Below are 25288 nucleotides of genomic sequence, written 5' to 3'. Positions count from 1 at the left end.
TAACTATCACAAAATCAACTTCATTCCGGCTTCACGGCTTCAATACGCAGACGCTTGTAATCTGCATACAAAGCATCACTCTTCCAAAGTTTAGGCACCACGATCTGACTGGTTTCATGGCATATTTGTTGTATCTCATCATGACTGAAACCTTCAAAATAGTCTCCTCCAAAATGAGCCAACCAGCCTACTATACCCTGCTCACCATCTTCCAATCTGGTAGGACGGTCATAGTGATAGGCATGACGCACCAGAAATCCGCCTTGTTCCAAAATATAGCTATATTCTCCGATCGACGGAAAATACCAAGGATTACGTTCAGAAGCACGAATGCCCGTGTTTCGCTCGATAACCTCTTCCAAGGCATTCACGATAGTCTGCACGTTCCCTTTACCACCGAATTCTGCTACAAATCGCCCTCCGGGCTTCAAAGATTTCCATATACTGTCCGCCACTAATCTCGGACTTCGCATCCAGTGCAAGGCAGCATTGGAGAAGACGGCATCATACTGTCTATTCGTCTCAAACTGATGACCGTCTCCTTCCACGAACTCAATTTCAGAGAATTTCTCCCTCGCACGGCGAATCATGTCCGGCGATGCATCCATACCAACAACTTCAGCTTCGGCGAGAGAAATTTCGTACGTCAAATCCCCCGTACCGCAACCCAGATCAAGAATGTATTCCCCTTTTTGAGGTTGAAGCCAAGAGATCAGGTTTTTGCCATATTCGGAGACAAAAGCCAGTTTGTTGTCATAGTCATCTGCTTGCCATTGATTTATTGATTTCATGGATACCACCGTCGCTTCCGTTATTGATATCCTCATTGTGGCACAGAATTGTTTATTACTTAAATATATAAATTCTATATTGTTTATAGGTATAACCAATAAACGAATTCAGGAGGGATACTCTCCTTCCAGTCGAGACTGCGAAGTGGTGCTAACGAAGCGAATGCTCCGACGAACCATTGGGGTTCTCTTCCCCTGAACGTAAAACAAGAAGCTTCCCAAAGGAAGCTTCTTGTTTTTTACGTCCCAGGAGGGATTCGAACCCCCGACCGACGCCTTAGAAGGGCGTTGCTCTATCCAGCTGAGCTACTGAGACAAATATGTATTATAAATTTTCGGCGCGGTTCTTATTATACTCTGATTTCTATATTTTTCAATAGTTTTATAAAAAAATTAATAATTATACTTCAATGCGAGTTCCACAGGCATCCTTCGTAATCAAATTCGGAATTTTGGAACAACCTTTCTAAATGTACTTTCGGTATTATTCTCATACTCCATTCCCTTTAAGAATATGATTGCTTGAACCAGGTTATATTGAGGAGATGGGGACATTTAGAGCAAGATTAACATAAGGCATGTTCAATGTTAGAATTGCTGGGTAATCTTTTGCATACATACATTTCAATGATGCATTGAAGGAGAGAATCGTCATGAGACAACTTTTATCAGCCCTATCCTACTTTAGTATTTTCTTTGCCCCGTTCCTGTTTCCAATCATCGTATGGATTGTTGCCAAGGATGCTTACATTGAAGGACATGCAAAACGCGCCTTATTCTCACATGTATTCCCCTTTCTTGCTGCCATCCCGCTATTTTATTTCTTCGTGACTGCACATAGTTTGGGTTCAGCCGTCGGCTTTGTCGTTCTATTCTTTGTGATCTACGGATTAAGCTTTGTATATAACGTGGTCAAAGGGATTCAAGTGCTGCGTGAGTACGCTTGATCACCTATCCGCCCGGACTGACTTGCATAACAAAACCCCGCTGTTTATTAACAGCGGGGTTTTCCAGTTGCAGCTGTGGTTAGAACAATTCGTTTACTATCGATGTATGGTCGACATGGAACTCCTATTCTGCCATCCATCAATCCAACTTATACAAACGTTCCCGGTTAAGCCTTTCCGATCAGATAACGCTGAAGCGTTGGACCAAGCAAACCAAAGGCAAATAACTCATTTTGAAACTGAGCCTTATCTTCCTCCACCGTCATACCTTCGCTGTTCTCAAAAGCGGTTTCTGTCGCCTCTTCAAATGCGGTGTGCATATTATTGTTATACCAGTCGATCGCTGAATCAGAGTGATTGCGTACAATCCGAACGACTTCCAGTGAATTTCCAGGTTGAGTAGAGGCCACGTATACAAGTAATGACGGATCTCCGGCATTTCCAGGTTGTACTTCCACTTCTGCACAAGATAATCCATCTACCTCGGTTAATCTGCGTATTTTAGCATCTTGAATGGCATACATTGCTCATCGCGCTCCTTTTCTTTTGTGCTTATCATGTCGTTTGTTCAATCTGGTATCGTGTCTCCGGTGTGCCCAATCGGTAAATCTCCCGATACACCTGCTGTAATATCGTTTCATACGCCCGGTTTACGGACTCCTCCGGTGTATCTGGCCATGGGAACACCATGCCAGGAAAGGCCTCTTCCTCCTTTTCCTGCATGAGGCTCAGCAGTCCCAGTAAGTGCTCCGCTTCCTGCGGCGTTGCCTGAATGATCCATTCATACGATGTTACCGACGGATCCGGAATAACGGAGCGGCCCATGACAGACACATAATACTTCATACTGTCCATTGCACGTTCTCTCCTTCACAGGCATGTTTAGGTCGTTGTCCCTAGAACTAGTTTCCGAAGAGGACAGACATTTTATGCCTGCTTTCGGCATATATTTGTTACGACCTCTGACGAAAAAGACAACATTTGCTGGTTGCCCGTAATTAAGCAGCCATACGGATGAATGACTCGACCAAGAAAGGATGAACAAACCATGTGCGGTATTACCGGCTTCATACAGTGGAATCGGGATCTGACCCAGGAATCAGAGCTGCTGGTCCGTATGACGGATAGCTTGTCGAACCGGGGACCCGACGCTTCAGGTACATGGATCTCCAATCCTTGTGCCTTTGGACATCGGCGTCTTAGTGTAATGGACCCCGAGAACGGGGCACAGCCCATGCATGCGTTACAGGGAGATACCTCCTATACCGTCGTGTATAACGGAGAACTATACAATGCACCCGAGTTGAAAAAGGAATTGCTCCAGCGGGGGCATCCGTTCCGCACGCAATGTGATACGGAAGTGTTGCTCGCCTCTTATATCGAGTGGGGACCGGCATGCGTTGACCGGTTTAACGGTATTTTCGCTTTTGCCATATGGGATGGGGGACGCGAACAGGTTTTTATGGCACGAGATCGCCTTGGCGTGAAACCTCTGTTCTACAGTAATGCCAAAGACACACTCGTATTCGGCTCAGAGCCCAAAGCTCTGCTCATTCATCCAGATGTAGAAGCCGCGGTTGGCCCGGAAGGGTTGGCCGAAGTGTTTATTGTAGGACCTGCGCGGACACCAGGACACGGTGTATACTCTTCACTGAGTGAACTCAAGCCTGGGCACGCACTGATCTACAACCGAAACGGGATCCGAACCTATGCCTACTGGAAACTGGAAAGCCTGCATCACGAACATAATCTGGAAGAGACAGCAGCCGAAGTGCGAACACTCTTGCAAGATACACTGGAGCGCCAGTTGGCTTCGGATGTCCCAGTATGCTCTCTTTTATCAGGAGGACTGGACTCCAGTGCCTTGTCTGCTTTAGCCGTGGATTATTACAACCGGACCGGGCAAGGCCAAGTCAGTACGTATTCTGTCGATTATGTGGATAACGCCAAGCATTTTCAGGCGCATTCCTTTCAGCCAGGTGCAGACGGCCCCTGGATTAAACGAATGGTAGATGAACTCAAGACCGATCATCACTGGATTGAGATCGAGAACGGAGAACTGGTTCATGCCCTGACACAGGCCATGCTAGTAAGAGATTTGCCAGGCATGGCAGATGTAGACTCTTCGCTCTATCTGTTCTGTAAAGAGATCAAAAAAGGGGCCACGGTTGCCATTTCAGGCGAAGCAGCGGATGAAGTGTTTGGCGGTTACCCCTGGTTCCATCGAGAAGATATGCTGAACTCCGGTACGTTCCCGTGGTCTGTAGCACCTGACATGAGAGCAGCGCTATTATCCCCGGATATTCGGGAATGGATTCGGCCACTCGACTATTTGGCAGACCGCTATTCCGATGCAGTGGCTGAAGTGCCTCTTCTGGATGGTGAAACGGGTAAAGATGCACAAATGCGGGTGATGTCCTACCTGAACATTACACGTTTCATGCCTACACTTCTGGATCGCAAAGATCGGATGAGTATGGGGGCAGGATTGGAAGTGCGGGTTCCATACTGTGACCATCGCCTGATTCAATATGTATTCAATATCCCTTGGGAGATGAAAATAACGGGCGGGCGGGAAAAAGGTATTCTGCGCAAAGCACTCGAAGGTGTCCTGCCTGATGATGTGTTATATCGCAAAAAGAGTCCTTACCCGAAAACACATAATCCGCAATATCTGGCCGCGGTTAAACAACAGGTCCTTGACATACTGGACGATCCAACCTCGCCAATTTTGCCTTTGATCGACAAAGCCCAAATTCGTAATTTAGCTTCTTCTGCAGATGCCGCATCCAATCTCCCATGGTTCGGACAATTAATGTCTGGTCCACAACTGTTCGCCTATCTAACGCAGATCAATACCTGGTTGCGGACGTATAAAGTCGCTATTCGTTAACCTATCTTATCTTGCAGCACATGGTTCTAGATCAAGACCAAAAAGGGTGCCCCGACAGCAGTTAGCTGCACGGACACCCTTTATTATGTGAGAGGCTACTTAAGCCTACGCCCAACCTTTCACCCACACTTTACTCTTAAGCCGGAATTTATTGAACTTTAAATTGACGGACAGTCTGTTGCAACTGCTCTGCCATGGACGAGAGATCATTGGCTGCGGAAGCGATCTCCTGCATTGCAGACAACTGTTCCTCTGAAGAAGCACTCACCTCTTCCGTTCCCGCTGCTCCACTTTCCGTCACTTCCATAATGGTTTTCATGGAAATACTAATCTGCTCTACACCTGCTGACATCTGCTCGATTGAAGCAGAGACTTCTTGTGTTTGACCCGCTACATTACCAACTGCTTCCCGAATTTCATTAAATGTAGCACCTGCCTGGTGAACAAGTTCAATTCCCTCTTGCACCTCTGCCGTCACTAAACTCATGGATTGAGCAGCGTTCCGCATCCCCTTCTCCATGGAGGCTACCAAAGGCACAATCTGTTCCGCTGAACGTGCTGATTGTTCAGATAATTTACGAACCTCTGTGGCAACAACCTGGAACCCTCTCCCATGTTCACCAGCTCTAGCGGCCTCAATGGCAGCGTTAAGGGATAAAAGATTGGTCTGGGCTGATATTTCAGAGATGCTCTCCACCATTTTCACAATATCCCGAGAATGTCTGCTCAATTCTTCGATAACTGCCGACAGACCTGAGACCGTATCATGTATGGAATTCATTTGTCCTACAGCGGATTCAACGGACTCACTGCCAGATACCGTCTTCGCTGAAACTTTCGTCGCTTCCTCCGACATATTTAAGGTGTTCACCGTAACCTGCTGAAAACCTGTCGTCAACTCAGTCATCGTCTGGAATCCGTCACTGACCATCCGTACCTGGGTATCCATTCCCGTCGCAATCTCCCCCATCGTGATGGCCACTTGTTCCGTGGCGGTGGATGTCTGCTCCGTACTTGCGGTCAGTTCTTCGGAAGAAGCAGCTACGTGTTCTGCGCTATTCCCAACCTGATGAATAAGTGTACGCAGATTCCCGGACATGATGTTGAAGGCTTGGGCCAGATCACCAATCTCATCCTTGTTACGAACTGTAATAGGTTCACCAGTCAAATCCCCTTCCGCAATGCGACTTGCGGCTTGAGCAACTGCAGCGACAGGCAGGGAGATCAGTCTGCCTATGATGAACGCAACGAGTGTTCCAATGAGAATGGAAGCGACCCCAATAATAGTAATCCAACGAAGAACTTGAGCAATCTGAAGATTGGCATTCACAACGCCAGCATCCATGGAGTCTTGTTGATGTTTCTCCATATTATTGACAATGGCTTCAAACTCACCGATCAGAGCTGGAGCCGTATCCTGCATTAGTCTCGAGATCTCGCTGTTATTCCCCTGTCTTGTCAGTGTCATAATATTCTTGGCAAATTGATGATACTTACTCATCGCTTCATCTGATTGGGTGAGGTAGTCTTTCATGCTCTGACTTGTAACCGTTGATTGTAACTCCTTGCTTAACGCTATGTAGTCTTCATATGCCTTATTGAATTCATCCTCGTTAACCTCATTGTCTTCCATCACAAAATTCCTCAAAGCAATCTGCTGTGTTTTAAGATCTATCGTCATATTTTTGATGAGCAATAGTTTACTTGTTCTATTATTAATTAATTCTGTATACGTTTTCTCAATGGATACAAATTGGGTATACGCTATAACCGTTACAGCCACCAGTAATAACAGTACCGATGAGAAACCCATAAGTAACTTGCGGCTAATTGATATTCTTTTCATGTCTATTCCCCCGAGATTCAAATAACGTGCGCGTTTCCCCGACATCGGTCCCCCTTCCTCAGATTAACGGAAATAAGACTTTAGGCCTATAAATAGATACATATACAGATTGTATGTATAAATACTATTCGAAACAGGTCTTTTTTCCTATTTATATTAACCCAAAAAACACAGGATTTGAATCATAAACCCGGAAAATATTTCAACAAGAATAGTCAAGACCCTTTTTCATCAAAAATATTAAACAATATGTATCTGAGAATATCAAAAAAAACACACTTTTCAGCGTAGCCTGTTCAAACCCAAGGTCTGATCCCGCTTACACTGAAAAATGCATTTCAGAGTTATGCTGACATATGAAATTCGGATCAAGGAATCAGGACCGGATTACGCTCCAACAGCCCACTACCAAATGTTTCTCTGAAGGGAGAATCCTCCATATGAATGTAGCCGATATAACAACCACATTTTTTCATGCGGCAAGGCCGATCCTCGGCCAAAGCTTGCAGACCATCGCGATAGAGATGCCCAATGATCCGGCGATCCTTGTAACACCGCTTCACATGCCCTGACCCTTGTACATAAAATACTTCCGAACCGGCAGCACAACGTTTGCCCAAACTCTCATAGTCCTGCAGATTACCTTCAAAAAGCGGATCGATCCCACGTAAAAACTGAATTTCCTCCGGCGTGTAATACTTGGGCCGATCTTTGAAGGCATTTACCCACATATACACATCATCCGGCAAAGCCTGTCTCATGGACTCAATTGCGGGGAAAGCACTACGGAGTCCGACAGTACCGACACTAAAAGCAAGTCCCATCTGACGCAAGGTCAGACATTGTTTTACAAAAGAAGACTCTTTTGTCTCACGAGGATGATACGTCGCCCAAAAAGCTGCTTTATTCGCATCCAGCTCCCTCGCCCAATCCAGCTTGACGGACAGATTGGTTTGGATCGCAATTTTATCCACATGTGGCATATGTGACAGCTCAACCATAGCTTCCCGATACCAGCGTCGTACCAACGCTTCACCATAAGGATTGAAGAAAATAGAGAAGCGGTGACCTTCGTCTTCCTGAGCCTTAACCCAATTCACAAATTGACACAATTGTTGTTCATCCACTTCCAGCGTCTCTTTGGAATCGACGGTTTTGCTAAAAGGGCAGTATGGACAGTCATAATTGCAGGAAGACAACTTGCCGCGATAATACAAAGTCGCTCTCATGAGAAAACAAACCCTTCCATCTGTTCACGAATTTCGGCGGATATAAGCCAATCTCCAATTGCATCGGAGTAACCCAGTCCTTCTTCTGTCAGACGTAATACACGTTCGCCTTCCTCCAGTTCAACCCGCCCCATATCTTCCGTAAACAACTCGCTAAGCCAAGGATAATCAGCCATCACATCGGTACCGAAGCGCTGTTGGTAGTCAGACAACGTCAATCCCTCCCGATGCAGCAAGGCTTTCAGAATAAAGCGACGTCTCTGTTCCTCACGACTTAACACGATACCATAATCCGCCACATCGTAGCGCTCAGTCGCCACATAATCGGCAATGATGCTCTGTGTAGCCTTGTAACTCACACCGTACTTGGAAGCATAGTGTACCTCACTCGTATAAGAGCGTGCGCCGCATCCCAGACCAACCATGCCCTCCTCCTGACAGCTATAAGGCAGAAGCACTTTGGAGGACGATTGTTCCTTGGCAAATCTTCGCATCGAATACTGCACATATCCTTTACTTTTTAAAGTCTCACGTGCAGCAATATACAGCTCCATCCGAATGTCAGGTCCCTGACGACGAATATCATCAGGCTTCACGATTGTATTTTCCCGAGTATACAAAGGATAGATAAAGACTTCGCCCGGCTCGTAAGCCAAAACTCTTTCCAGTGAATAGATCCACGATTCGACCGTTTGACCTGGCAGACCATAGATCAGATCCAGATTCAACAATGGGAAATCATAACGGGTAAGCTTCTCAAGCGCTTGTTCGACCTCCTGCGGTTTTTGTGGACGATAGATGGCAGATGCTTCAGCTTCAATGAAACTCTGGATACCCATACTAATACGATCCACACTTCGCTCCTTCATAATAGCCAGCTTGGCTTCCGTAACGGTATCCGGGGACGTTTCCACCGAAATCGATGCTTGCGCAGGGTCCAGCCCCATCACATGTTCAGCAATATCAAACAGACGATTCAACTGAACCTCATTTAATAATGTAGGCGTTCCTCCACCAATCGCGAACCGCGAATACGGTCTTCGAGATGTAATGGGTGCCCACTGTTTCGCCTGACGTTCCAGCGCATCCACATAACGTTCATGCGTATCATCCCGTCGATCCGGCAGGGTGAACAGATTACAGAATCCGCAACGTGCAGCACAGAAGGGAATATGCATATATAAAAAATACGTATCGGTATTTTCTCGTTCCCACATTGGTCCCAGCGGCAGTGGTGGGTCAAGCTCCCGATATGCGGTCTTGTGCGGGTATGAGTACAGATACGAACGATAAGGGAATGCGAGTACTTCACGAAGACCTGTAATCGTTGTATTGGATCCGGACTGATCGGAATCGCCTGTTGTCATGGGTTGTGAATGATTGTCCATCGGTCTCCTCCTGTCTCCGGTTGTTATCATCATCATCATAAGATTAATACGTTAAGAGCAATACGTCCTATACTAAAAATTCACGGTATGGTACCGTCCAGACGACATCATGTGCAAGCCGGTGTCCTTGATACCCGTCTTCACCGTAAGCTGTACCATGATCGGAAAAAGCTAAACAAAAGGCAGGCCGGGAACGTTTCCTCATCGCCTCGAACAATGGCCCAAGTGCCTCATCTACATATCGAAGTGCAGCTCGCTGAGTCTCCACCGAGTCCTCCCTGGCACCTTCCACAAAGTAACGATTGGGGCCATGAATGGCAGACACGTTCAAAAACATAAATATCTTTTCATCCGGCGGCGTCTGTTCAAGCAGCTTTAATGCATGCTGTACCTGATGTTCTGTCGATTTGGGGTTGGTTACCCCAAAGTTCATTCGCCAGTAGCTCTGTTGGAAATAGCCGGGCAATACTTTCGCAAGCGGGTTTTTTTTCGTAAAAAAAATGACGCCGCCAATACAGATGGTACGGTAACCTTCAGCTGCGAACCCGGACACGATATCCGGTGTATCAAACAGCCAGGTATGCGGATGAGTCTTGAGTCCGGTATTCCGGGAATGGAACAATCTTATATGCGATGCCTTATCCGTATTGGCAGGGGTCGGCATAAAACCACCAAAAAAAGCATGGTGTGCCGCATATGTAAAACTGCCTGGAGTATGACGCTTCTCCCACGGACCGGAACCACACAGATTGGGACAATTCGCCTCTTCCAGCTTGGCTACGTCATAGCGTAACGTATCCAGCGTAATCATTAACAGATCATGGGAGCCCACAATGGTGTTCATATCAGGCATGTTGAATAGGCTCCTTTCGCAAAAGTTCCATTTCCCACTCATAGGTTCCAAGGCCATGATGCTCAACCCTGTATAACAGATCTCCAAACGGATTCACATCCAGCACATAGGCACGCAGATTCGAATCACTTGTAAGCATCACATCAATCCCGGCTGACCACGAGTTGGGAAAAGCAGACATGGCTGCCTGCGCTGCCGTCCGAACCAGCGACATCCGCTGTTCATCCAGACCAGCTTCAGCAGGCAACATACGTTCATTGCGCAGATGCAGATTGGTTATAGGGGTACGACTTAGTCGCATAATCGCATGGCCTGCCTGTCCACCCGCAACCAGTTGGCGAATATCATAGGCCCGCTGATCAAACGTGGCTTTGGGCATCCACCGTTCAATCTGTGCGCCTTCTGCACATAACCAGTTCATTAACGCAGCAACCTCGCCATTACGGGAATACTTGCGTAAACGTCCTTCATTATAAAAAATTGTCTTGCCCTGCGCCTGTTCCATTCCCATCGTCGTTATGGCGATTTCGTCACCCGTACGTGGGTTAATCTGATACGCGACAACACCTGAGGCACCCGAACCACACGCAAGCTTCACAAATACACGGTTCATACCGGCCGATTGCATCGCTGTACGCAAGTCAGTGTAACTTCGAATCGGCAGTGAAGACTGGAGCGTAGGAGGTACATGAACCCCCTGAGAGTATAGATGCTGCTGACATGTTCTCTTGTCAAACATCAATTGGATGTCAGCAGGATCATTCATGAATCGAACTTCAGGCCATATTTCCCGAGTCTCACGGCCGATTCGATCCAGACATGCTTTCCAGCCGCGGAACCACTGAGCAGGGGCATAGATTCTTCCCCACTCCTGTTCCAACGCAAGTACCTGCTCTGATGTGAATGCCTCTGCCGCCATTTCTTTTGTTAAGCATGACGTATCATTCATAACTCCAAGGAATAACAATTCACGCTCTACTTCCCAATCCTCACCAGGAGCGTCAATCCGAACGAGGGGCACAGGCAGATTGGAATCTACTATATCAACGATCGTTCCCCCCTGTCTCCAGTTCTGGAGCAATTGGGCATAAGGCAATACAACGGCAGGTTTCATCCCTAATCTATACCTGGCTTCTTGCATCCCTTGCGTTCGTCGGTTATGAGGATTTCCGATCAATAATAATGGCTGCTCCCGATCCAGATCAGGAACATCATCTGATTGATGCAGACTTTCAACTATTTTCGTAAAACCTGACATCCTCTACTCCGTTAATGACGGGTAACGCCAGTCATCCTCATCACTTTGTTGCTGGTCGCTAACGTCTACGGATATACCCGATTGGTTCCAGCGACGGATCATTTCATCGGTCATGTAATGGTAACTTAGATCGAGATGTTTCAGCTGCTTGATCTTGTCACTGGCAAGTAAGGCCTCTGCCCCTTCATCGGACAACGTTCCTTCCGATAGATCCAGTACTTCAAGTTGATCCAGAATAGGTGCTTCCGCTGCTGCTTTCGCAATCTCATCCTGAATTTCACTATCTTTTAGACCCAAGTAAACCAGCTTTGGAAATAATCCTTTTTCTAACAAAGGCAGTATATCTTCAATTGAACCATTGAAGCCATAATTATCGACGCCAATATATAATTCCAGTTTACTCAATTCAGGTAATTTGGCATGGGTGATCGAAGATAACACTTCTTTCGGGAGACCGCCACAGATAATAATCAATTCTTCAAGCTTGGCATGCTGGAGCGGTTCCAGACTAAGGCCGCTACTGCCCTTAATCGAGAATGATGTTAATTCTGGAAAGGCACCCAACAAGGGGGTAAGATTCGTCTGAATAATCCACGACACTTCACATTCTTCGAATCCCATATCCCCGATGAACAGTTTCTTCAATGACGGAAAGCTTGAAGCCGACTGGATGAGTGTGCTCATGAACTCTTGAGGTGAGCTCTCATAAGCCTGTCCCCAATCTCCGATGACCAGACTTTCCAGTGAGCTGGCCTCCGGTTTAGCCGCCAAATCCTTAATTAATTTTTCCATACGAATGCCGTCCTCATAATCATCGTAGGATACAACAAGCTTCACTTCTTGCATGAGCAAATCCCTCCGTTTAAGGTTCATATATGATTCGTTAATTTGAATGTTAACCCATACCACACACAGCTTGCAACTTCTTCCAACTCCAGTCCCAATGAGGTTCCCAATCATGCAATGTGAAGCATTTCTTATGTAGGTACAGGAACATACGTTCTATAAAAAAGTCGCGGAAATAGCCCCCATCATTAGGTATATGGAAGGAGCTTACCTAACCGCGTTGGGCAACTTCAATTCATATAAAAAAAGCGTTAATGGCTGGTGAATCATTCCATCGGAATGCTCCTTTCCTTCCATTAACGCTTTTGATGTTCACATCTGATACGCTAAATCAAAAATTCTCGTTGCGACTCAGCCTTCAAGTCTGGATACGAGTGCTCTCAGCGCATGACCACGGTGGCTAATCGCCTGCTTTTGTTCCAGCGTCAGCTCTGCCATTGTCATCTCGTATTCAGGTACATAGAAGAGAGGGTCATATCCAAAACCACCAGCACCCGCAGCTTCAGCCGTGATCCAGCCTTCCGCAGTGCCTTCCGATTCATATTTATCACCAGTTGTCGGGTCGTACAGGACCAATGCGCAGACGAATCGAGCCGGACTGAGAAGCGGCTGCTCAGTGTCCTCACCGGATTTCAACGATTCCAGCGTCTCCAGCAACTTCGTATTGTTCTGTGCATCCGTTGCTCCTTCGCCTGCATATCTCGCTGAATAAACTCCGGGCTCCCCGTCCAACAGATCTACACAAAGTCCAGAATCGTCTGCCAGTACGGGCAAACCAAGCGCGTCGCCTACCGCCTTCGCTTTCTTCCAGGCATTTTCCGCAAACGTTACGCCATCTTCCACCACATCCGGCAGCTCCGGATAGTCAAACATGCTCTTGACCTCTTTGCCAAGCGGTGCGAAAGCATGTGCGAACTCACGGACTTTACCCGCATTGCGGGTAGCAACAATGAGGATTGGGCTGTCCAAACTCATCTTAGGCTTCTCCTAATCCACGCGCGCCAATCTTGAGCGCAATCGGTCCAAGTACTTCTTTTTGACGCTCGATCATCTCTAAAATTCCCTGCTCGCCCAGTTCCAGCATTGCGTTCAGCTCACGGCGATCAAATGGCGCTTCTTCACCTGTTCCCTGGAGCTCGACGTATTTGCCGCCGCCTGTCATTACTAGATTCATATCCACCTTGGCTTTGGAATCTTCATCATAGTTCAGATCCAGTACAGGCTGTTCACCCACAACACCTACACTTACTGCTGCTATGAAATCCGTAATCGGGAATACTTGCAGTTTGTGTTGTTGAGAAATCTTGTTCACAGCGAGTGCCAACGCTACAAACGCACCGGTAATGGACGTTGTGCGTGTGCCTCCGTCAGCTTGAATAACATCGCAGTCCAGCGTAATCGTACGCTCACCAAGCGCCTGCAAATTGACCACTGAACGCAGTGCCCGACCAATCAGACGTTGGATTTCCATGGTGCGTCCAGTCAATTTGCCGCGATTGGCTTCACGTTGGTTACGAGTGTGTGTTGCACGTGGCAGCATGGAATATTCAGCTGTTACCCAGCCTTTCCCTTGCCCTTTCATAAAGGGAGGAACACGTTCCTCCACTGTAGCTGTACAGATCACCTTTGTATCTCCAACTTCAATCAGTACAGAGCCCTCGGCGTATTTATTCGTGTTCACTGTTAAATTCAGCGGGCGCAGCTGTTCGCTGTTTCGTCCGTTTGATCTCATTTTTTCTGCCTCCTACGACTTAAGCATCCTGTAATGTTGAGCTTGTTAACAATTTTACGAATCCCTTATATTTTACCAAAGAGTTCAATTAAAAGCATCCTTATGCATTCTGCGTTCATTAAATCGGAATTTCGTTGATATATTCAGGCTTGGAAACAGGCGTACTGTAATCCCGGTTATCATCACCCATGACCGTTTTTTGGCCGTTCCATTCGATCTGCACTTTGGCATCCTTGCCGGCTGTATTCTCCGCAGTGGTTAATACAACAGACTGTAACAGCTCGCTAGGTACGATATCCCCTTCGGCAAACATATCATCTTTCAAGGCAACTGTTACTGTGCCATCCTCGGCCGTTTTGACCGATTGCAGCTCTGTTCCGCCTGTCATGACTTCTTCCAGTTCACCGCCTTTGTCAGGTCCCTTGATCAGCTCATTCAATGCTGCCTGCACCCGATCTTCGCCAGGGGTAACGAGACGTGTAACTGGAACATAATATTGGATGCCTGCTGGTGAAGCTGCTGAGAAATAGACCGTGACCGGACTGCTGTTCGCCACCAAAGTATCACCCAGATCCAGATTGATTCCCACAGCCCGATTCAGCGGTTCAGGCAACGGCGTACTGTTTACCGGCATTTGTGTTAACTTTTTGCCATCCACCCAGATCTGCACATTCTCCACATCTGGTGTTCCCGTCAATGTCCAGGTAACAGCTTCTAGCATTTTCCGTTCTTCCTTCGCATCATACTTGGCAAAATTACCCGAGAACTCCACGACTGCCAGCTTGTCATCCGCGTGAATCGTTACATTCTGTACAACCGTTCCCTGCGGGAGAACGCCCTGGAATCCTTCTGGCAACATACCCGCGTAGGCCCCGCCTGTGACAAGTGTATCCAGTGCTGTCTTGGGACTGCTGGCATCTGTTCCAGAAGGAAGAGTCAGGGATACCGGAGCGAGCAGTCCCTGCTGGTCTTGCAGATATACTGTCGTTAACGGGAGCGTTGCGAGTGCCCCATTCCCTTCGGCTGCCTGGATCATGGCTGCTTCCTGAATGGGCGGTGGCGGATCAACAGCTTCGGAAGACTGGGCTCCAAACATGCCACAACCTGACAACACCATAGGAATGCTCAGCAGCGCAGCTGCCGATACCGTACGCAAAGATTGGATCTTTCTCATGATCACGTTCCCCCTCATCATTTTTACAGTTTGTACTACCATGTATACGAGCCTTTGTCCAAAAAATAACTAAAAGATAAAAGCTTCGCTGAAAAGTTATACGTTCGATGATCTTAAAGAAACGTAAAACCGGTTAATACGTATTAGGAAGCAAGAGTAGGGACATTGCTAACTTCAGAGGAGGAATCGCCCATGGAACATCCTGAGCAAGAAAAAATCCCTTACAGCCTGAATAGCCGCAAGGTCGCGGAGGCAACTAGGGAATGGCTGCATAAGCGGGGCGTCACGATCCCTGAGATCGCAGAACTGGTCATGTTATTGCAGAAAAAATATTATCCTGGTCTTACGATGGAAGAGTGTATCGAAAATGTGGAGATGGTTCTCCGCAAACGTGAGGTACAGAACGCCGTCCTGACCGGGATTCAGCTTGATATTCTGGCGGAACAGGGGCAGCTCATATCTCCTTTGCAGGAGATGATTGAGAATGACGAAGGGCTGTATGGCGTGGATGAGATTTTGGCATTCTCCATCGTCAATGTATATGGCAGTATCGGATTTACGAATTATGGCTATGTGGACAAGCTGAAGCCAGGGGTGCTTGAACGACTGAATGACAAGAGCCTGGGTCCTGTCCACACCTTTTTCGATGATATTGTCGGTGCAATTGCATCGGCAGCGAGCAGTCGGATCGCCCATCGCAAACAATCCGAGCTTGAAGAAGCACTGGGAGAAAAACCGGTCAGCGATGACACGGTATAACACGTAACTCGTTTCGTACTTGAAATCAAGTGAAAGATTGGACATGTATGTAGATGCTTAGTGCAATAACTGTTTGAAGAAATAACTGTTCATGGAAAAAGCGGCCTGATGGCCGCTTCTTTTGCATGTGTACCATAATTTTTGGATGATCCACATGTTATTATTTCAGATGTTTAGGTCGTACCGTTCCCGCCAGACCATAACCTTCAACCCACTTCTGCTCGGCAGCTGGCTCAGCGGATGTCCATTTCGGTCCAATCGTGATCTCCGGGCCCTTGCGTTCTCGCAACATGCCACGTAATACGGTGATACCAAGTATACTGAGTCCGGTAAATACATACATCATTCGCATGATAATGTTGCCAGAATCTGATCCTGTTACCATGCCGTGAACCAGCAGACCAATGAACACGGGGTAGGACAGCATGTGGAACAAGAACCACCATTTGCGGCCCAATTTGCTCCGCAGGTCACTGGATAACAGGACGATCACTAATCCGTAGAAGGATAACGTTCCCAGACCACTGCCAATCGGATGCACGGAGGCGGTAAAAGGAATCAGAAGTTCTCCCCAGCTAAATGGGCTGTAATGATCAATATATAACGTTAACGCATGCACGAGTCCAAGTCCGAAGGCGAGCCAGGTCGTTCGAGTATGCCATTTGAACATGGCTGCTTTTGGTTTGCCTTTGGCCAGAGGCATCCCTTGAGCAATGCCCAGAAATACACCGACAAAGAGTAGCACATAAGCAGCAATTCCACTAATTCGAATGATATTCCACGTCGGCAGGTAATCTACAATCCATTGTGCCATAACCGGCTCCCCCATATCTGTTAGACTTGTCCTCGTTTAAATCAGACTGAAGCGATGATCCGGATCAAAACCGGGCCAGTGCTCAGCGAGCGTATCCGTATTTCCTCTAAAATAAGTGCTTCCCTCCTGTGTTATCCACAGGACGTCATGACGATCATAGTGTCGGTTTAGCCAGCCCACCGCCTCGGCACTCCCCAGAATGCAGACCGTCTTGGCAATAATCTCGCATTGCGACGCATGCTGTCCCAAAACGGTACACTGTAGCACATTCGTATCCGCCGGTTCCATTGTCCGGGGGTCAATGAGATGATGCGCAAGGCTTCCGTCTGAATTTTGCCATTGCCTATGCGAGATACCCGAAGTGGCAACAGCTCCTCGCTGTAAACGAATCGTACCTGACACATCCCCCTGTTCTTGCAAAGGATCTGTTACTTTCAAGGTCCACTGGGGATAGTCCGGTGTACCCCATACCTGAATATCTCCACCCGCGTTAATTAAACCCGCCGGGATATGCAATGTTCGCTGCAACCAGTCCGCAATGCGCTCCACTGCCCATCCCTTAACGATTCCTCCCAGATCCAACTCAGCTCCAGGGTCCAGATGAACCATCCGGCTACCTTCCCGCTGAATCCATCCCGGACGACTGTGGTCATGCCGATCTTCCATCATTCCTGAACTTTCAGGTGTTCTCGTTCGCAAAATGCGTTCAAGCAGCGGGCGCTGCGGTTGTCGTTGTTGCACTTTCTCGAAGCTTAGATCATATCCCGAAGCCTGAAGAGCCTGCGAGATACCCGGTTGGAAAATCCCTTCAGTCAGTCCAATATACCCATAGGCCAGACTCAAAACTTCATCCATCGCAGCGGAAATGGGCATCCATCCGGTTGCATGATTCAGACGATTCAGTTCACTATCTGCGACAAACCGGCTAAAGCGCTGCTCTTGCGTCTCAAACCAATTCTTCACTAAGTTTGCTGCATGTTCAACTTGTTCCTTCCCGGCAGACAGCTGTACTTCAACATCCGTGTTCATCGCACGGAATTGAAACCGGAGCGGACGAGCAACTTGCACTGTGCGGCTCATGATGCACCTGTGCGTGACTGATAGTTGCCACTGCTATATCCGGAATCTGAATCCTGATTATGTTGGCTCGGACGTTCAGAATCTGAGTACCTTCTCTCGTTATTCATGCTCTGATCAGGCCCAGCAGATTGTGTGTTATCGGTTGTTCCATTATATTGACTATCATCATTATCATTGTCCTGTGTATTCCAGTTGCTGCTGTCCGTTGTGCTGTTGAACCATTCATCCATCACATCATCCCGCGTATCCACCTGGCTTGAAGCAGTAACGCTTGTGTCTGTACCATTCGCTGCTGCGTAGGCTACATCAAAGGCATCCGAAGTTCTTACATATTGAAAGAGTGCAGCCACAGTCAACGTTGCTGCCGCTGAAGCTTGCCATTTTCTCCATTGATTTCGTTTTTTTCTGGTCATCGCTCATCCCTGCTTTCTTTAGGGTGTGTCTCATAATCTGCTTCCTTCGGAGTTCTAAGACACGCCCTAGCGAAGTTCATAGTTGTATGATAGACGCGGTGGCTTAAAAATAGATGAATGAACTGTTAAGACAGGCTAAAAAGACCCCGAACAGGTGAGTTTCCTGTCCCGAGCCTCTATATAAGATCGAATTATCATTTTCTTAACGATATTCATCATTCCGTATAGATTTGAAAATAGAGCGTACCATCCGATTGCTGCACTTGCTTCACTACTTCACGTCGAATTAACTCCTGCAAATGAGCCAACGTCTCACTCATGGCAAACCGCAGTTGATGGGTACCAAGCCGATTGCCAAACATGTATAGACAGATGTCATACGCATTCGCGGGTGACTCCTGCATTCGATCCGCCAGCTTCTGAAGTCGTTCCTCATGGTGTTCGAGCAGTTGAACGGTCCGTTCGTTGAATGTGGAAAATGGATTCCGATGCCCCGGATATGCCTGCTTGACGTTCAGCTCTCCGAGACGTTGCAATCCTTCCATATAAGACAATAATGGCTGAGGGTCACTGCCGGGTTGCAGACTGATATTCGGTGAAATCTGTGGCAAAACTGCATCTCCGCACAGAATCTCCATGGACTCTGGCGCATAAAAGGATAAATGGCCTGGGGCATGTCCCCCCGTCTCGACAGAAACCCAACGTTTCCCGCCCATATCGAGCCACTCGCCATCTTCAACAGGTATGACATTCGGAAGGGGCGTGATCTGCGAAGTAAATGTCTTCATATGTTCATATATCTGTTCAGTCTTGTCTACCGGCATACCATGACGACTATAGTAATCAGGTAATATTGTATTAATGTGTGAATCAGATCCCCACATATAATCGGCTTCTTCGCGTGAGCGTGTGGACATTCGGACGGGTGCCCCCGTCATCTGTTGCATCCACCCCGACAACCCAAGATGATCGGGGTGATGGTGGGTCAGTATAATTTGACGAATATCGCCAAAGGTCAGACCGAGATCTGCCAGCGCTTCACTCCACTCCTGTTCTGTTTCCAAATTACGCGGTCCGGGATCTATAATGGTTATCTTCCCATCCGGTTCTGATAACACATAACTGTTCACCCATCGCAAGGGAAACGACATGCTGATCTTGACCCGGTATATGCCCTCTGTCATGGACATCTCTTCTGTTCGCTTCATATGATCCCCTTCCTGACGATCTCCGTTCACTCCACAGGACGACGACCCACAAAAATCATGCGTGGAGAAGTCTGCTCGTCATATTTCTCTTCATCATAGCCGCCGTGAACCTGATCTACCCGGAGCCCGGCTGCACTTAACATCTGACTCAGTTGATCACATGTGTACAACTTTACACGCTCCTGATATACTCGCGGTTCATGTCCGGATGTGGTGTCGGTAATACGAATTTCCTTTTGCACAAATCCATCTTCAATCTTGCGAAATTCCTCAATTCGCTGCCCTTCATCCTCTCGGACGGAGTGCGGCACCAGATGACGAGTCACATACGCCGTATTCATAAAATCAATAATATAGCTGCCACCCGGCCGAAGCATCCGATGAATGGCTCGTAATACTTTCAGTTGTTCTCCGTCCTCCAGGAAATAACCAAACGATGTGAACAGATTAACTACGGCGTCGAAACCACCTTTCAACGGCAGTTCACGCATATCCGCATGACACCACGATACTCGGTGTTCGGTGTCTGTTAGGCGCGCTTCGCGTAAAAGCACATCGGACAGATCAACTCCGGTCACTCGCAATCCTGCATCAGCAAGTGCCAGGGAGTGTCGCCCCATACCGCAGCATAAATCCAATACTTCAGCATTAGGCTTAAGCTTCAACCAATTGATCATTTTATGTACTTCATGATAGGCACCGTGCACATCCCGGTGCTTGTATACGAGAAGATAATCTTCTCCAAAACTCTTTTCATACCATTCCGTCATTCAATCTCGCCCTCCACCTGGTCCTTGGCCCTCTATCTGTAGTGCGCTTTGTACAGGCCTGGTCATTTCCCCTAGCTTTAATGTATTGTAACGTCTTTATTCTGCAAACTCAAAAAAATCCCGGTACATTGCCTACATTGAAGAGCCAAAATGTACACGATATAATATTAATCATACGCATATCCCTGCGAATCGGGTAATTATAAGAGGTTGTTCTAAAAGCAACAGGAGGTGTTCTTATGATTCACATCGGACTTACCGGATGGGGGGATCAGGAGGATCTCTATCCGAACCGTACCAAAACCAAAGACAAGCTCAGTCTATACGGACAATATTTCTCCACCGTGGAGGTGGATAGTTCCTTCTACGCCGTACAGCCGCGGGATCGCATGGCACGATGGGCTGCTGAGACGCCTGAATCCTTTGCTTTTATCATCAAAGCCTATCAGGGAATGACCGGACATCTTAGAGGCAAACCCTACTTCACCAGCACGTCGGAGATGTATAAAGCCTTTCGGGAATCACTGGAACCCGTTATAGAAGCAGGCAAAATGCAGGCAGCCTTATTTCAATATCCGCCCTGGTTCGAATGTAATAAGGACAATGTGAAAGAGCTTCGTGAAGTGAAGCTTCGAATGGAGGGCATTCCGTGCGCCCTGGAATTCCGCCATCGCAGCTGGTATGAAGATGACATGCGTGAGCGAACACTTGCGTTCATGAAAGAGCAAGGCTGGATTCACAGCGTCTGTGACGAACCTCAGGCGGGTTTGGGTTCCATTCCCATCGTGCCCCAGGCCACGGATTCGGACATGACACTGGTTCGCATGCATGGGCGCAATGTGTCCGGCTGGCATCAGAATGGTGCACCCAATTGGCGCGAGACTCGTTATCTGTACCGTTACAACAAGGAAGAGCTGTTGGAGTGGAAAGGTTATCTGGAGCAATTGCAGGAGCAGAGCAAGGATGTCTATGTTATTTTTAACAACAACTCCGGTGGCGATGCAGCGGCGAATGCACAGATGATGATGGATCTGCTGGATTTGCCAGTGAAGCCTTTTCCTGACCGTACTGAACCGGAGAAGGAAGAAGGACCGGAGCAGTTGGAATTATTTTAATCCGTGTTTGTGGTCAACTAAAAGCGGCAAGCCCGAGGGCATTGCCGCTTTTTTCATCTCGTTATCTATAGCCACTATATCGATTGTCTTCATTTGAATTTATCGAACTTTCGTTAATTATTCAGGGCTCTAAGGTAAGGTCAATGATTCATATAATGGGCATATAGTTGCTCGAAGGTTGTAAAACGTTCGACTTTTCTGCCGACCTTATCATATTCGTCTAGATATTCATCCATCACTTCAAGGAACTTTTCTTTCACAACTGGTAAATTACTTGCATCAAAGTACTGCATAATATCAAATTTCTTAGTTCCTTTCTCCAGAGCCATTTCATCAAGATACCCTTGTGCTCCATAGACCGAAAGAAAGACGTAGGAAGCATCGTTCGTCATAACACTGTTCAGAATTTTATTGCGGTAGTTGCACCACAATTCTTCATATGTTCCCCTCAGATTATCAAAAGTCGGAGCAGATTTAATTATGAAGTTATCACACATCGTGCTATATAACCTCGTAACACTATTCAACATATTAAAGGAGGCTATTCGAATATCTTCAATGGTATGAGCTTCGATGATTGACATGTATAAGGAATCGAGATCATCAGGAACATAGCGAAACGTACGAATCTCTTCCAAATATCGCTTGATTCCTCGTTGTATGCACGTGTTATTCATACTAACCAAGGCATTGACTAAATTAAACAGAACGTCGGCAGATGCATGTCGCACTGAACCGATATCTTCACCTAGCATCGTATCACTGTATGCTTGCTTAGCCAGATCGATCCATTTATTTGCTCGATCAAGACACGCTTCTCCTATCGGGCTCGCAAGTGCATCAAGTGCTTTTTGCCTGAAGTCGTTCAATCTCTCCAAATCCTCAGGCTTTGCATAGTAGAGTATTTTGAGCTCAGTTAAGCTCGATACGTTGGGACTCTCCAAAGTGGATTGCTCTTGTATTCTTGAATTCCATGGCGTGCAATAGATGTCATATCCAACGTCATCTAAGATAAAGCAATCGGATATTTCCCATCCTTTTTCTGTATTATTAATGATAATTAAATCAAGATCGCTCTTCTCGTGAAAGTCTCCCGTGCTAAATGAACCCGTAAGCCCAATAATTGCGATATCGTCTATAAAATCTCTTTTTGCGCGTTCAATCACCATGTTAATGAGTCGTTCATTTTTGTCCAGTAACTTCTTCTTTATGATTTCGTCCATTCGTTGCACCCCTTCGTATGATCGGGCCGTCCTTTATCACAACAACCTTAACTTGAGTCTATCGATTTAGATGTGCGGTTACTATGTATAAGTTGATTTAATTCATCTTTGAACAAAATCCGCTAAACCGTCGATAGGACGATTTAGCGGATTTCATTAGTTCTTTGTATAGACAATTTTCTTTATGCTTTCGCAGGACAAGAAATATCGCCCCGCCAACTCCTCTATGCTGACTCCATTGTGGAATAAAGATTTAATCTCAGCGTTTCGAGCAGAGACTCTACTCTTGCTGTTCGTTTTCTCGCCCCATTTTAAATGTGCCTCTTTGGGTTTGGGGATATAAACCAATTCCCCTTGAACGTATTCTTGAATGATACGTAGCAATTCTTCCGGAAAAATTGACTCGGCTTTTGAATATTTCACGGGCCTCACTCCCTTATTTAATAAATCAATAAGGTGCAAAGCCAGTCAGTAGAATATTACGATTCATCGTTGGCAATATGATTGTTTCTAAACTCTATGCAAAGCATTGCCATATCCTCCACTGGCTTTGCATAGAGCCGTACATGTAAGAATCCTACCCCGATTGTTTTCAATAGCCTCACCTCCATGGAAAACAGATAGTTGTTATGTGCTATTATATCAGAGCCTGTTGTTCAAGTGTTTAACGGATGAGTCGCCCTAATGCAAATTGACGGCACCAAAATTATAAGTATTTTCTGAAATACTTATAGGTAATTATCCGATCCTTTTTTGGTTAAGCCTCAGATAGATGCCTCTGACGGAGCTGCTGGTTCATCTTATGTGCTTCAATACCTGCCAAGAGCACAATGCCAATCCCATGGGTGTCGTTCAAATTCCATCCCAGGTCATCGCGATAATACAAGGCAGTAAACGAGTACCCGGAACCCCGGCATACCCCATATACATTGCCCTTATAGTCAATTGACAAACGTGTCATGCCTTCCCATCCTTTGCGTACCGCCTCCAGATAAGGCTCCGGCTGTTCCAGCCAGCCTTCCCGAATACCACGGGCATAAGCGTAGATGAACATGGATGTGCAGGAGGTTTCTTCATACGAATCCGGCCGGTTCAGCACCTGATGCCAAAGTCCATTTTCCCCTTGCAGTGCCAGATAACCTTGACTTAGATCACGATAGAAACGTAACAGTTCCGGCCGCTTCGCATGATCATGTGGCAAGATCGTTAACAGTTCGGTCAATGAAAAGAGCACCCACCCGTTCCCGCGTCCCCATGGAATACCTGTTGCCCGACCACGCACAAAATCATACACATGGGACATGATCTGTTGTTCGGGAAGGTATAGGTATTTGCGGAACATCAGGAATTGATTGATCGCATCATCCCAGTACGCGCTATCTCCTGTCAACTTACCATAACGCATCAGAAATGGTGTGCTCATGTACAAGTCATCACACCACATCGTCTCCTGACGCATCTCCCCACTGCCGCGAACCCGGTAAAAGGCGCCATCCTCCAGACGTTCCTGCTCATCCGTTATGTAACCCGCAATCCGATCCGCGGTATCTCTTCCCCCACGAATATCGCCCAACTCCATCGCAGCAAGCAGCGTAGATCCAAACGAACCGCAATCATCCAGACTGTCGATGGCAGACAGTTGATTATTGATCCCTGCCGCACCGTATGCTTCCCGATCCCACAGACCATAACGATCAAATGAAGTGCTCAGTTCAATATGTTGCCGTACATACTGAATGTAATCGTCCCGTCCCAATTCCTGTCCCGTCTGGAGCAGTCCAAGCAGGGTAACACCAAGTGGATAATTCCACTTTCCGTAATGTGTGTTCTCCAGATAGGGACGAACATGAGTGTCGGGCAGGTCTACCCGCCAATAGACACCTTGTGCTCCATTATCAAACACGGTATCTGTTCGCACGATGTCGGTATGGGATGGCTCAGCGCCGGGAACAAACGCACCTGTGTACAGCCAGGGGTCAGAGCACCCCGCAACCGGATGAGGTGATTTTAGTCTCCAACCTGTGGAATCCGAACTTACGTCATCTTCCAACGTGAATCCCCATGAGCCACCTTGTGCCTGGATTTCACCTTTCACGACCAGATCCCAAGAACCGTAACGGCGCGGGAGTTCAACGTGCAATTTAGCACTGCTTCCAGCAGAGTATATTTCCTTGCCATCTACATACAGAGTCAAAGCACCATCATGATTGCCTTTTAAAATAATTGGCGATGATCCTGGTAAGGTTACATCCAGCCTCGTCCATGCATAGGCCACAGCAGGTTGTTCCGTACCATAGATGCGTGCAAATGAACCCTTGCTCTGTTCCTCCCCTGTCCAGTTCCTGCTTGGATACCAGATAAGACCTGTTTCTTCTTCCGCCATGCCATCACGAGGAAGAGATAGTACAGGTTCATCGACAGGTTCTGAATATAACCAGCCTTCCTGACCCTGACGATCTGTCCCAGGAGTAAGGAAGTGCAGCGGGAAATTTTTGAAAGAGGCTGTTCCGTAGATACCGCCGAATCCCACTTCTGTTTTGACAAAACACAGCAACACATCATTCCAGCCATAGTGAACGGAAATCGGAATCTGGGTTCTTCGCTCGGGAAATAATTCCTGCAACAACTCGGACTTGAATACCTCTTCTCCGTTCACATAGATCATTACTGGACTATAACAGTTCAGGCCTGTATTTAACGTTGCATTCTGCTCGCTCCATAACTTGCCCCATACATACACGTACTGCCCTGTACGCGCCTCTGCACATTTCTCATTCAGATTCAGGTCGTAGCGATAATCCCCCAGTCTGCGAAAACCTCCCTGATGATAAGCTCTGAACAAAAAGGATTGTTGCGGGTGATCGCCAATATAACGCTGAGCCACCGTGGTCAATATATCCGGAATTGAATCGTACACCTTGCCTGCAATCGCCTCGTTCTCATGGAAAT

Annotated in this window: 24 protein-coding genes and 1 tRNA gene; 4 read left to right on the top strand and 21 right to left on the bottom strand. The window is 47.1% G+C overall.

The features are described from left to right. Window positions 1–20: 20 nt before the first annotated feature. Complete coding sequence (locus tag ACX9NY_RS30010) at window positions 21–791, bottom strand: class I SAM-dependent methyltransferase (RefSeq protein WP_472476636.1); 771 nt, start codon at window positions 789–791, stop codon at window positions 21–23. Window positions 792–1033: 242 nt separating this feature from the next. Further along, window positions 1034–1107 (bottom strand) — tRNA-Arg (locus ACX9NY_RS30005). Window positions 1108–1444: 337 nt separating this feature from the next. Here ACX9NY_RS30005 and ACX9NY_RS30000 point away from each other — a divergent pair. Next, entirely contained in the window at window positions 1445–1738 is a 294-nt protein-coding gene (locus ACX9NY_RS30000) for a magnetosome magnetite crystal formation protein family (protein ID WP_253440343.1), read from the top strand. A gap of 167 nt (window positions 1739–1905) precedes the next feature. On the opposite strand, the gene ACX9NY_RS29995 is transcribed toward ACX9NY_RS30000, so the two are convergent. Both ACX9NY_RS29995 and ACX9NY_RS29990 read right to left on the bottom strand, forming a co-directional pair. Next, complete coding sequence (locus tag ACX9NY_RS29995; RefSeq protein WP_339237134.1) at window positions 1906–2262, bottom strand: hypothetical protein; 357 nt, start codon at window positions 2260–2262, stop codon at window positions 1906–1908. A 31-nt stretch (window positions 2263–2293) separates the two neighbouring features. Next, window positions 2294–2593: a hypothetical protein gene (locus ACX9NY_RS29990; RefSeq protein WP_339237137.1), complete on the bottom strand. Its 300-nt coding sequence runs from the start codon at window positions 2591–2593 to the stop codon at window positions 2294–2296. A gap of 193 nt (window positions 2594–2786) precedes the next feature. On the opposite strand from ACX9NY_RS29990, the gene asnB reads away from it, so the two are divergent. Beyond that, window positions 2787–4631: an asparagine synthase (glutamine-hydrolyzing) gene (gene asnB / locus ACX9NY_RS29985; protein WP_339237139.1), complete on the top strand. Its 1845-nt coding sequence runs from the start codon at window positions 2787–2789 to the stop codon at window positions 4629–4631. 148 nt (window positions 4632–4779) lie between these two features. Here asnB and ACX9NY_RS29980 read toward each other — a convergent pair whose 3' ends face one another. From ACX9NY_RS29980 to ACX9NY_RS29940, 9 genes are all read right to left on the bottom strand, one after another. Next, window positions 4780–6477 carry a methyl-accepting chemotaxis protein gene (locus ACX9NY_RS29980; protein ID WP_339237141.1) on the bottom strand — a complete coding sequence of 566 codons (1698 nt, stop codon included), beginning with the start codon at window positions 6475–6477 and terminating at the stop codon, window positions 4780–4782. Between the two features lie 368 nt (window positions 6478–6845). Further along, window positions 6846–7706 carry an STM4011 family radical SAM protein gene (locus ACX9NY_RS29975; protein ID WP_472476635.1) on the bottom strand — a complete coding sequence of 287 codons (861 nt, stop codon included), beginning with the start codon at window positions 7704–7706 and terminating at the stop codon, window positions 6846–6848. Then, complete coding sequence (locus ACX9NY_RS29970; protein ID WP_472476634.1) at window positions 7703–9094, bottom strand: STM4012 family radical SAM protein; 1392 nt, start codon at window positions 9092–9094, stop codon at window positions 7703–7705. The genes ACX9NY_RS29975 and ACX9NY_RS29970 overlap by 4 nt, the downstream gene beginning before the upstream one ends. Before the next feature lie 67 nt (window positions 9095–9161). Then, window positions 9162–9947 (bottom strand): STM4013/SEN3800 family hydrolase, encoded by a 786-nt coding sequence (locus tag ACX9NY_RS29965; RefSeq protein WP_339257063.1) that lies wholly within the window; start codon window positions 9945–9947, stop codon window positions 9162–9164. Beyond that, complete coding sequence (locus ACX9NY_RS29960) at window positions 9940–11205, bottom strand: STM4014 family protein (RefSeq protein WP_472476633.1); 1266 nt, start codon at window positions 11203–11205, stop codon at window positions 9940–9942. The genes ACX9NY_RS29965 and ACX9NY_RS29960 overlap by 8 nt, the downstream gene beginning before the upstream one ends. A gap of 3 nt (window positions 11206–11208) precedes the next feature. Next, window positions 11209–12051: an STM4015 family protein gene (locus ACX9NY_RS29955; protein WP_472476632.1), complete on the bottom strand. Its 843-nt coding sequence runs from the start codon at window positions 12049–12051 to the stop codon at window positions 11209–11211. Window positions 12052–12402: 351 nt separating this feature from the next. Then, window positions 12403–13026, bottom strand: coding sequence for an XTP/dITP diphosphatase (locus ACX9NY_RS29950; protein ID WP_472476631.1), 624 nt, complete (start codon window positions 13024–13026; stop codon window positions 12403–12405). A gap of 1 nt (window position 13027) precedes the next feature. Further along, on the bottom strand, window positions 13028–13783 hold the full coding sequence (gene rph / locus ACX9NY_RS29945; RefSeq protein WP_253440370.1) for a ribonuclease PH: 756 nt from the start codon (window positions 13781–13783) through the stop codon (window positions 13028–13030). 118 nt (window positions 13784–13901) lie between these two features. Then, complete coding sequence (locus tag ACX9NY_RS29940) at window positions 13902–14957, bottom strand: GerMN domain-containing protein (RefSeq protein WP_339237159.1); 1056 nt, start codon at window positions 14955–14957, stop codon at window positions 13902–13904. Window positions 14958–15149: 192 nt separating this feature from the next. Between ACX9NY_RS29940 and ACX9NY_RS29935 the strand changes: the two genes are divergently transcribed. Continuing rightward, window positions 15150–15716, top strand: a complete 567-nt coding sequence (locus ACX9NY_RS29935) for a phosphatidylglycerophosphatase A family protein (RefSeq protein WP_105601152.1) — start codon at window positions 15150–15152, stop codon at window positions 15714–15716. A 160-nt stretch (window positions 15717–15876) separates the two neighbouring features. Here ACX9NY_RS29935 and ACX9NY_RS29930 read toward each other — a convergent pair whose 3' ends face one another. The 5 genes from ACX9NY_RS29930 to ACX9NY_RS29910 form a co-directional block, all read right to left on the bottom strand. Continuing rightward, complete coding sequence (locus tag ACX9NY_RS29930; RefSeq protein WP_472476630.1) at window positions 15877–16530, bottom strand: ferric reductase-like transmembrane domain-containing protein; 654 nt, start codon at window positions 16528–16530, stop codon at window positions 15877–15879. Window positions 16531–16566: 36 nt separating this feature from the next. Beyond that, complete coding sequence (locus ACX9NY_RS29925) at window positions 16567–17610, bottom strand: FAD:protein FMN transferase (protein ID WP_472476629.1); 1044 nt, start codon at window positions 17608–17610, stop codon at window positions 16567–16569. Then, window positions 17607–18023: a hypothetical protein gene (locus ACX9NY_RS29920; RefSeq protein WP_472476628.1), complete on the bottom strand. Its 417-nt coding sequence runs from the start codon at window positions 18021–18023 to the stop codon at window positions 17607–17609. Before ACX9NY_RS29920 ends, ACX9NY_RS29925 begins: the two co-directional genes overlap by 4 nt. A gap of 215 nt (window positions 18024–18238) precedes the next feature. Next, window positions 18239–19231, bottom strand: coding sequence for an MBL fold metallo-hydrolase (locus ACX9NY_RS29915; protein WP_472476627.1), 993 nt, complete (start codon window positions 19229–19231; stop codon window positions 18239–18241). A 26-nt stretch (window positions 19232–19257) separates the two neighbouring features. Next, window positions 19258–20001, bottom strand: a complete 744-nt coding sequence (locus ACX9NY_RS29910) for a class I SAM-dependent methyltransferase (protein ID WP_472476626.1) — start codon at window positions 19999–20001, stop codon at window positions 19258–19260. Between the two features lie 239 nt (window positions 20002–20240). Between ACX9NY_RS29910 and ACX9NY_RS29905 the strand changes: the two genes are divergently transcribed. Further along, window positions 20241–21116 carry a DUF72 domain-containing protein gene (locus ACX9NY_RS29905; RefSeq protein WP_472476625.1) on the top strand — a complete coding sequence of 292 codons (876 nt, stop codon included), beginning with the start codon at window positions 20241–20243 and terminating at the stop codon, window positions 21114–21116. Between the two features lie 140 nt (window positions 21117–21256). Here ACX9NY_RS29905 and ACX9NY_RS29900 read toward each other — a convergent pair whose 3' ends face one another. The 3 genes from ACX9NY_RS29900 to ACX9NY_RS29890 form a co-directional block, all read right to left on the bottom strand. Beyond that, on the bottom strand, window positions 21257–22339 hold the full coding sequence (locus ACX9NY_RS29900) for a nucleotidyltransferase domain-containing protein (RefSeq protein ID WP_472476624.1): 1083 nt from the start codon (window positions 22337–22339) through the stop codon (window positions 21257–21259). Window positions 22340–22495: 156 nt separating this feature from the next. After that, window positions 22496–22762 (bottom strand): CD3324 family protein, encoded by a 267-nt coding sequence (locus ACX9NY_RS29895; protein WP_339237191.1) that lies wholly within the window; start codon window positions 22760–22762, stop codon window positions 22496–22498. 334 nt (window positions 22763–23096) lie between these two features. After that, a complete protein-coding gene (locus ACX9NY_RS29890; protein ID WP_472476623.1) occupies window positions 23097–25256 on the bottom strand; it encodes a glycoside hydrolase family 88/105 protein in 2160 nt (719 codons plus the stop codon). Between the last annotated feature and the right edge of the window lie 32 nt (window positions 25257–25288).

This window comes from Paenibacillus sp. CB74, assembly GCF_055687625.1.
Note: the sequence above shows the minus strand (reverse complement) of the source record. Positions and strands in the feature narration are given on the sequence as shown.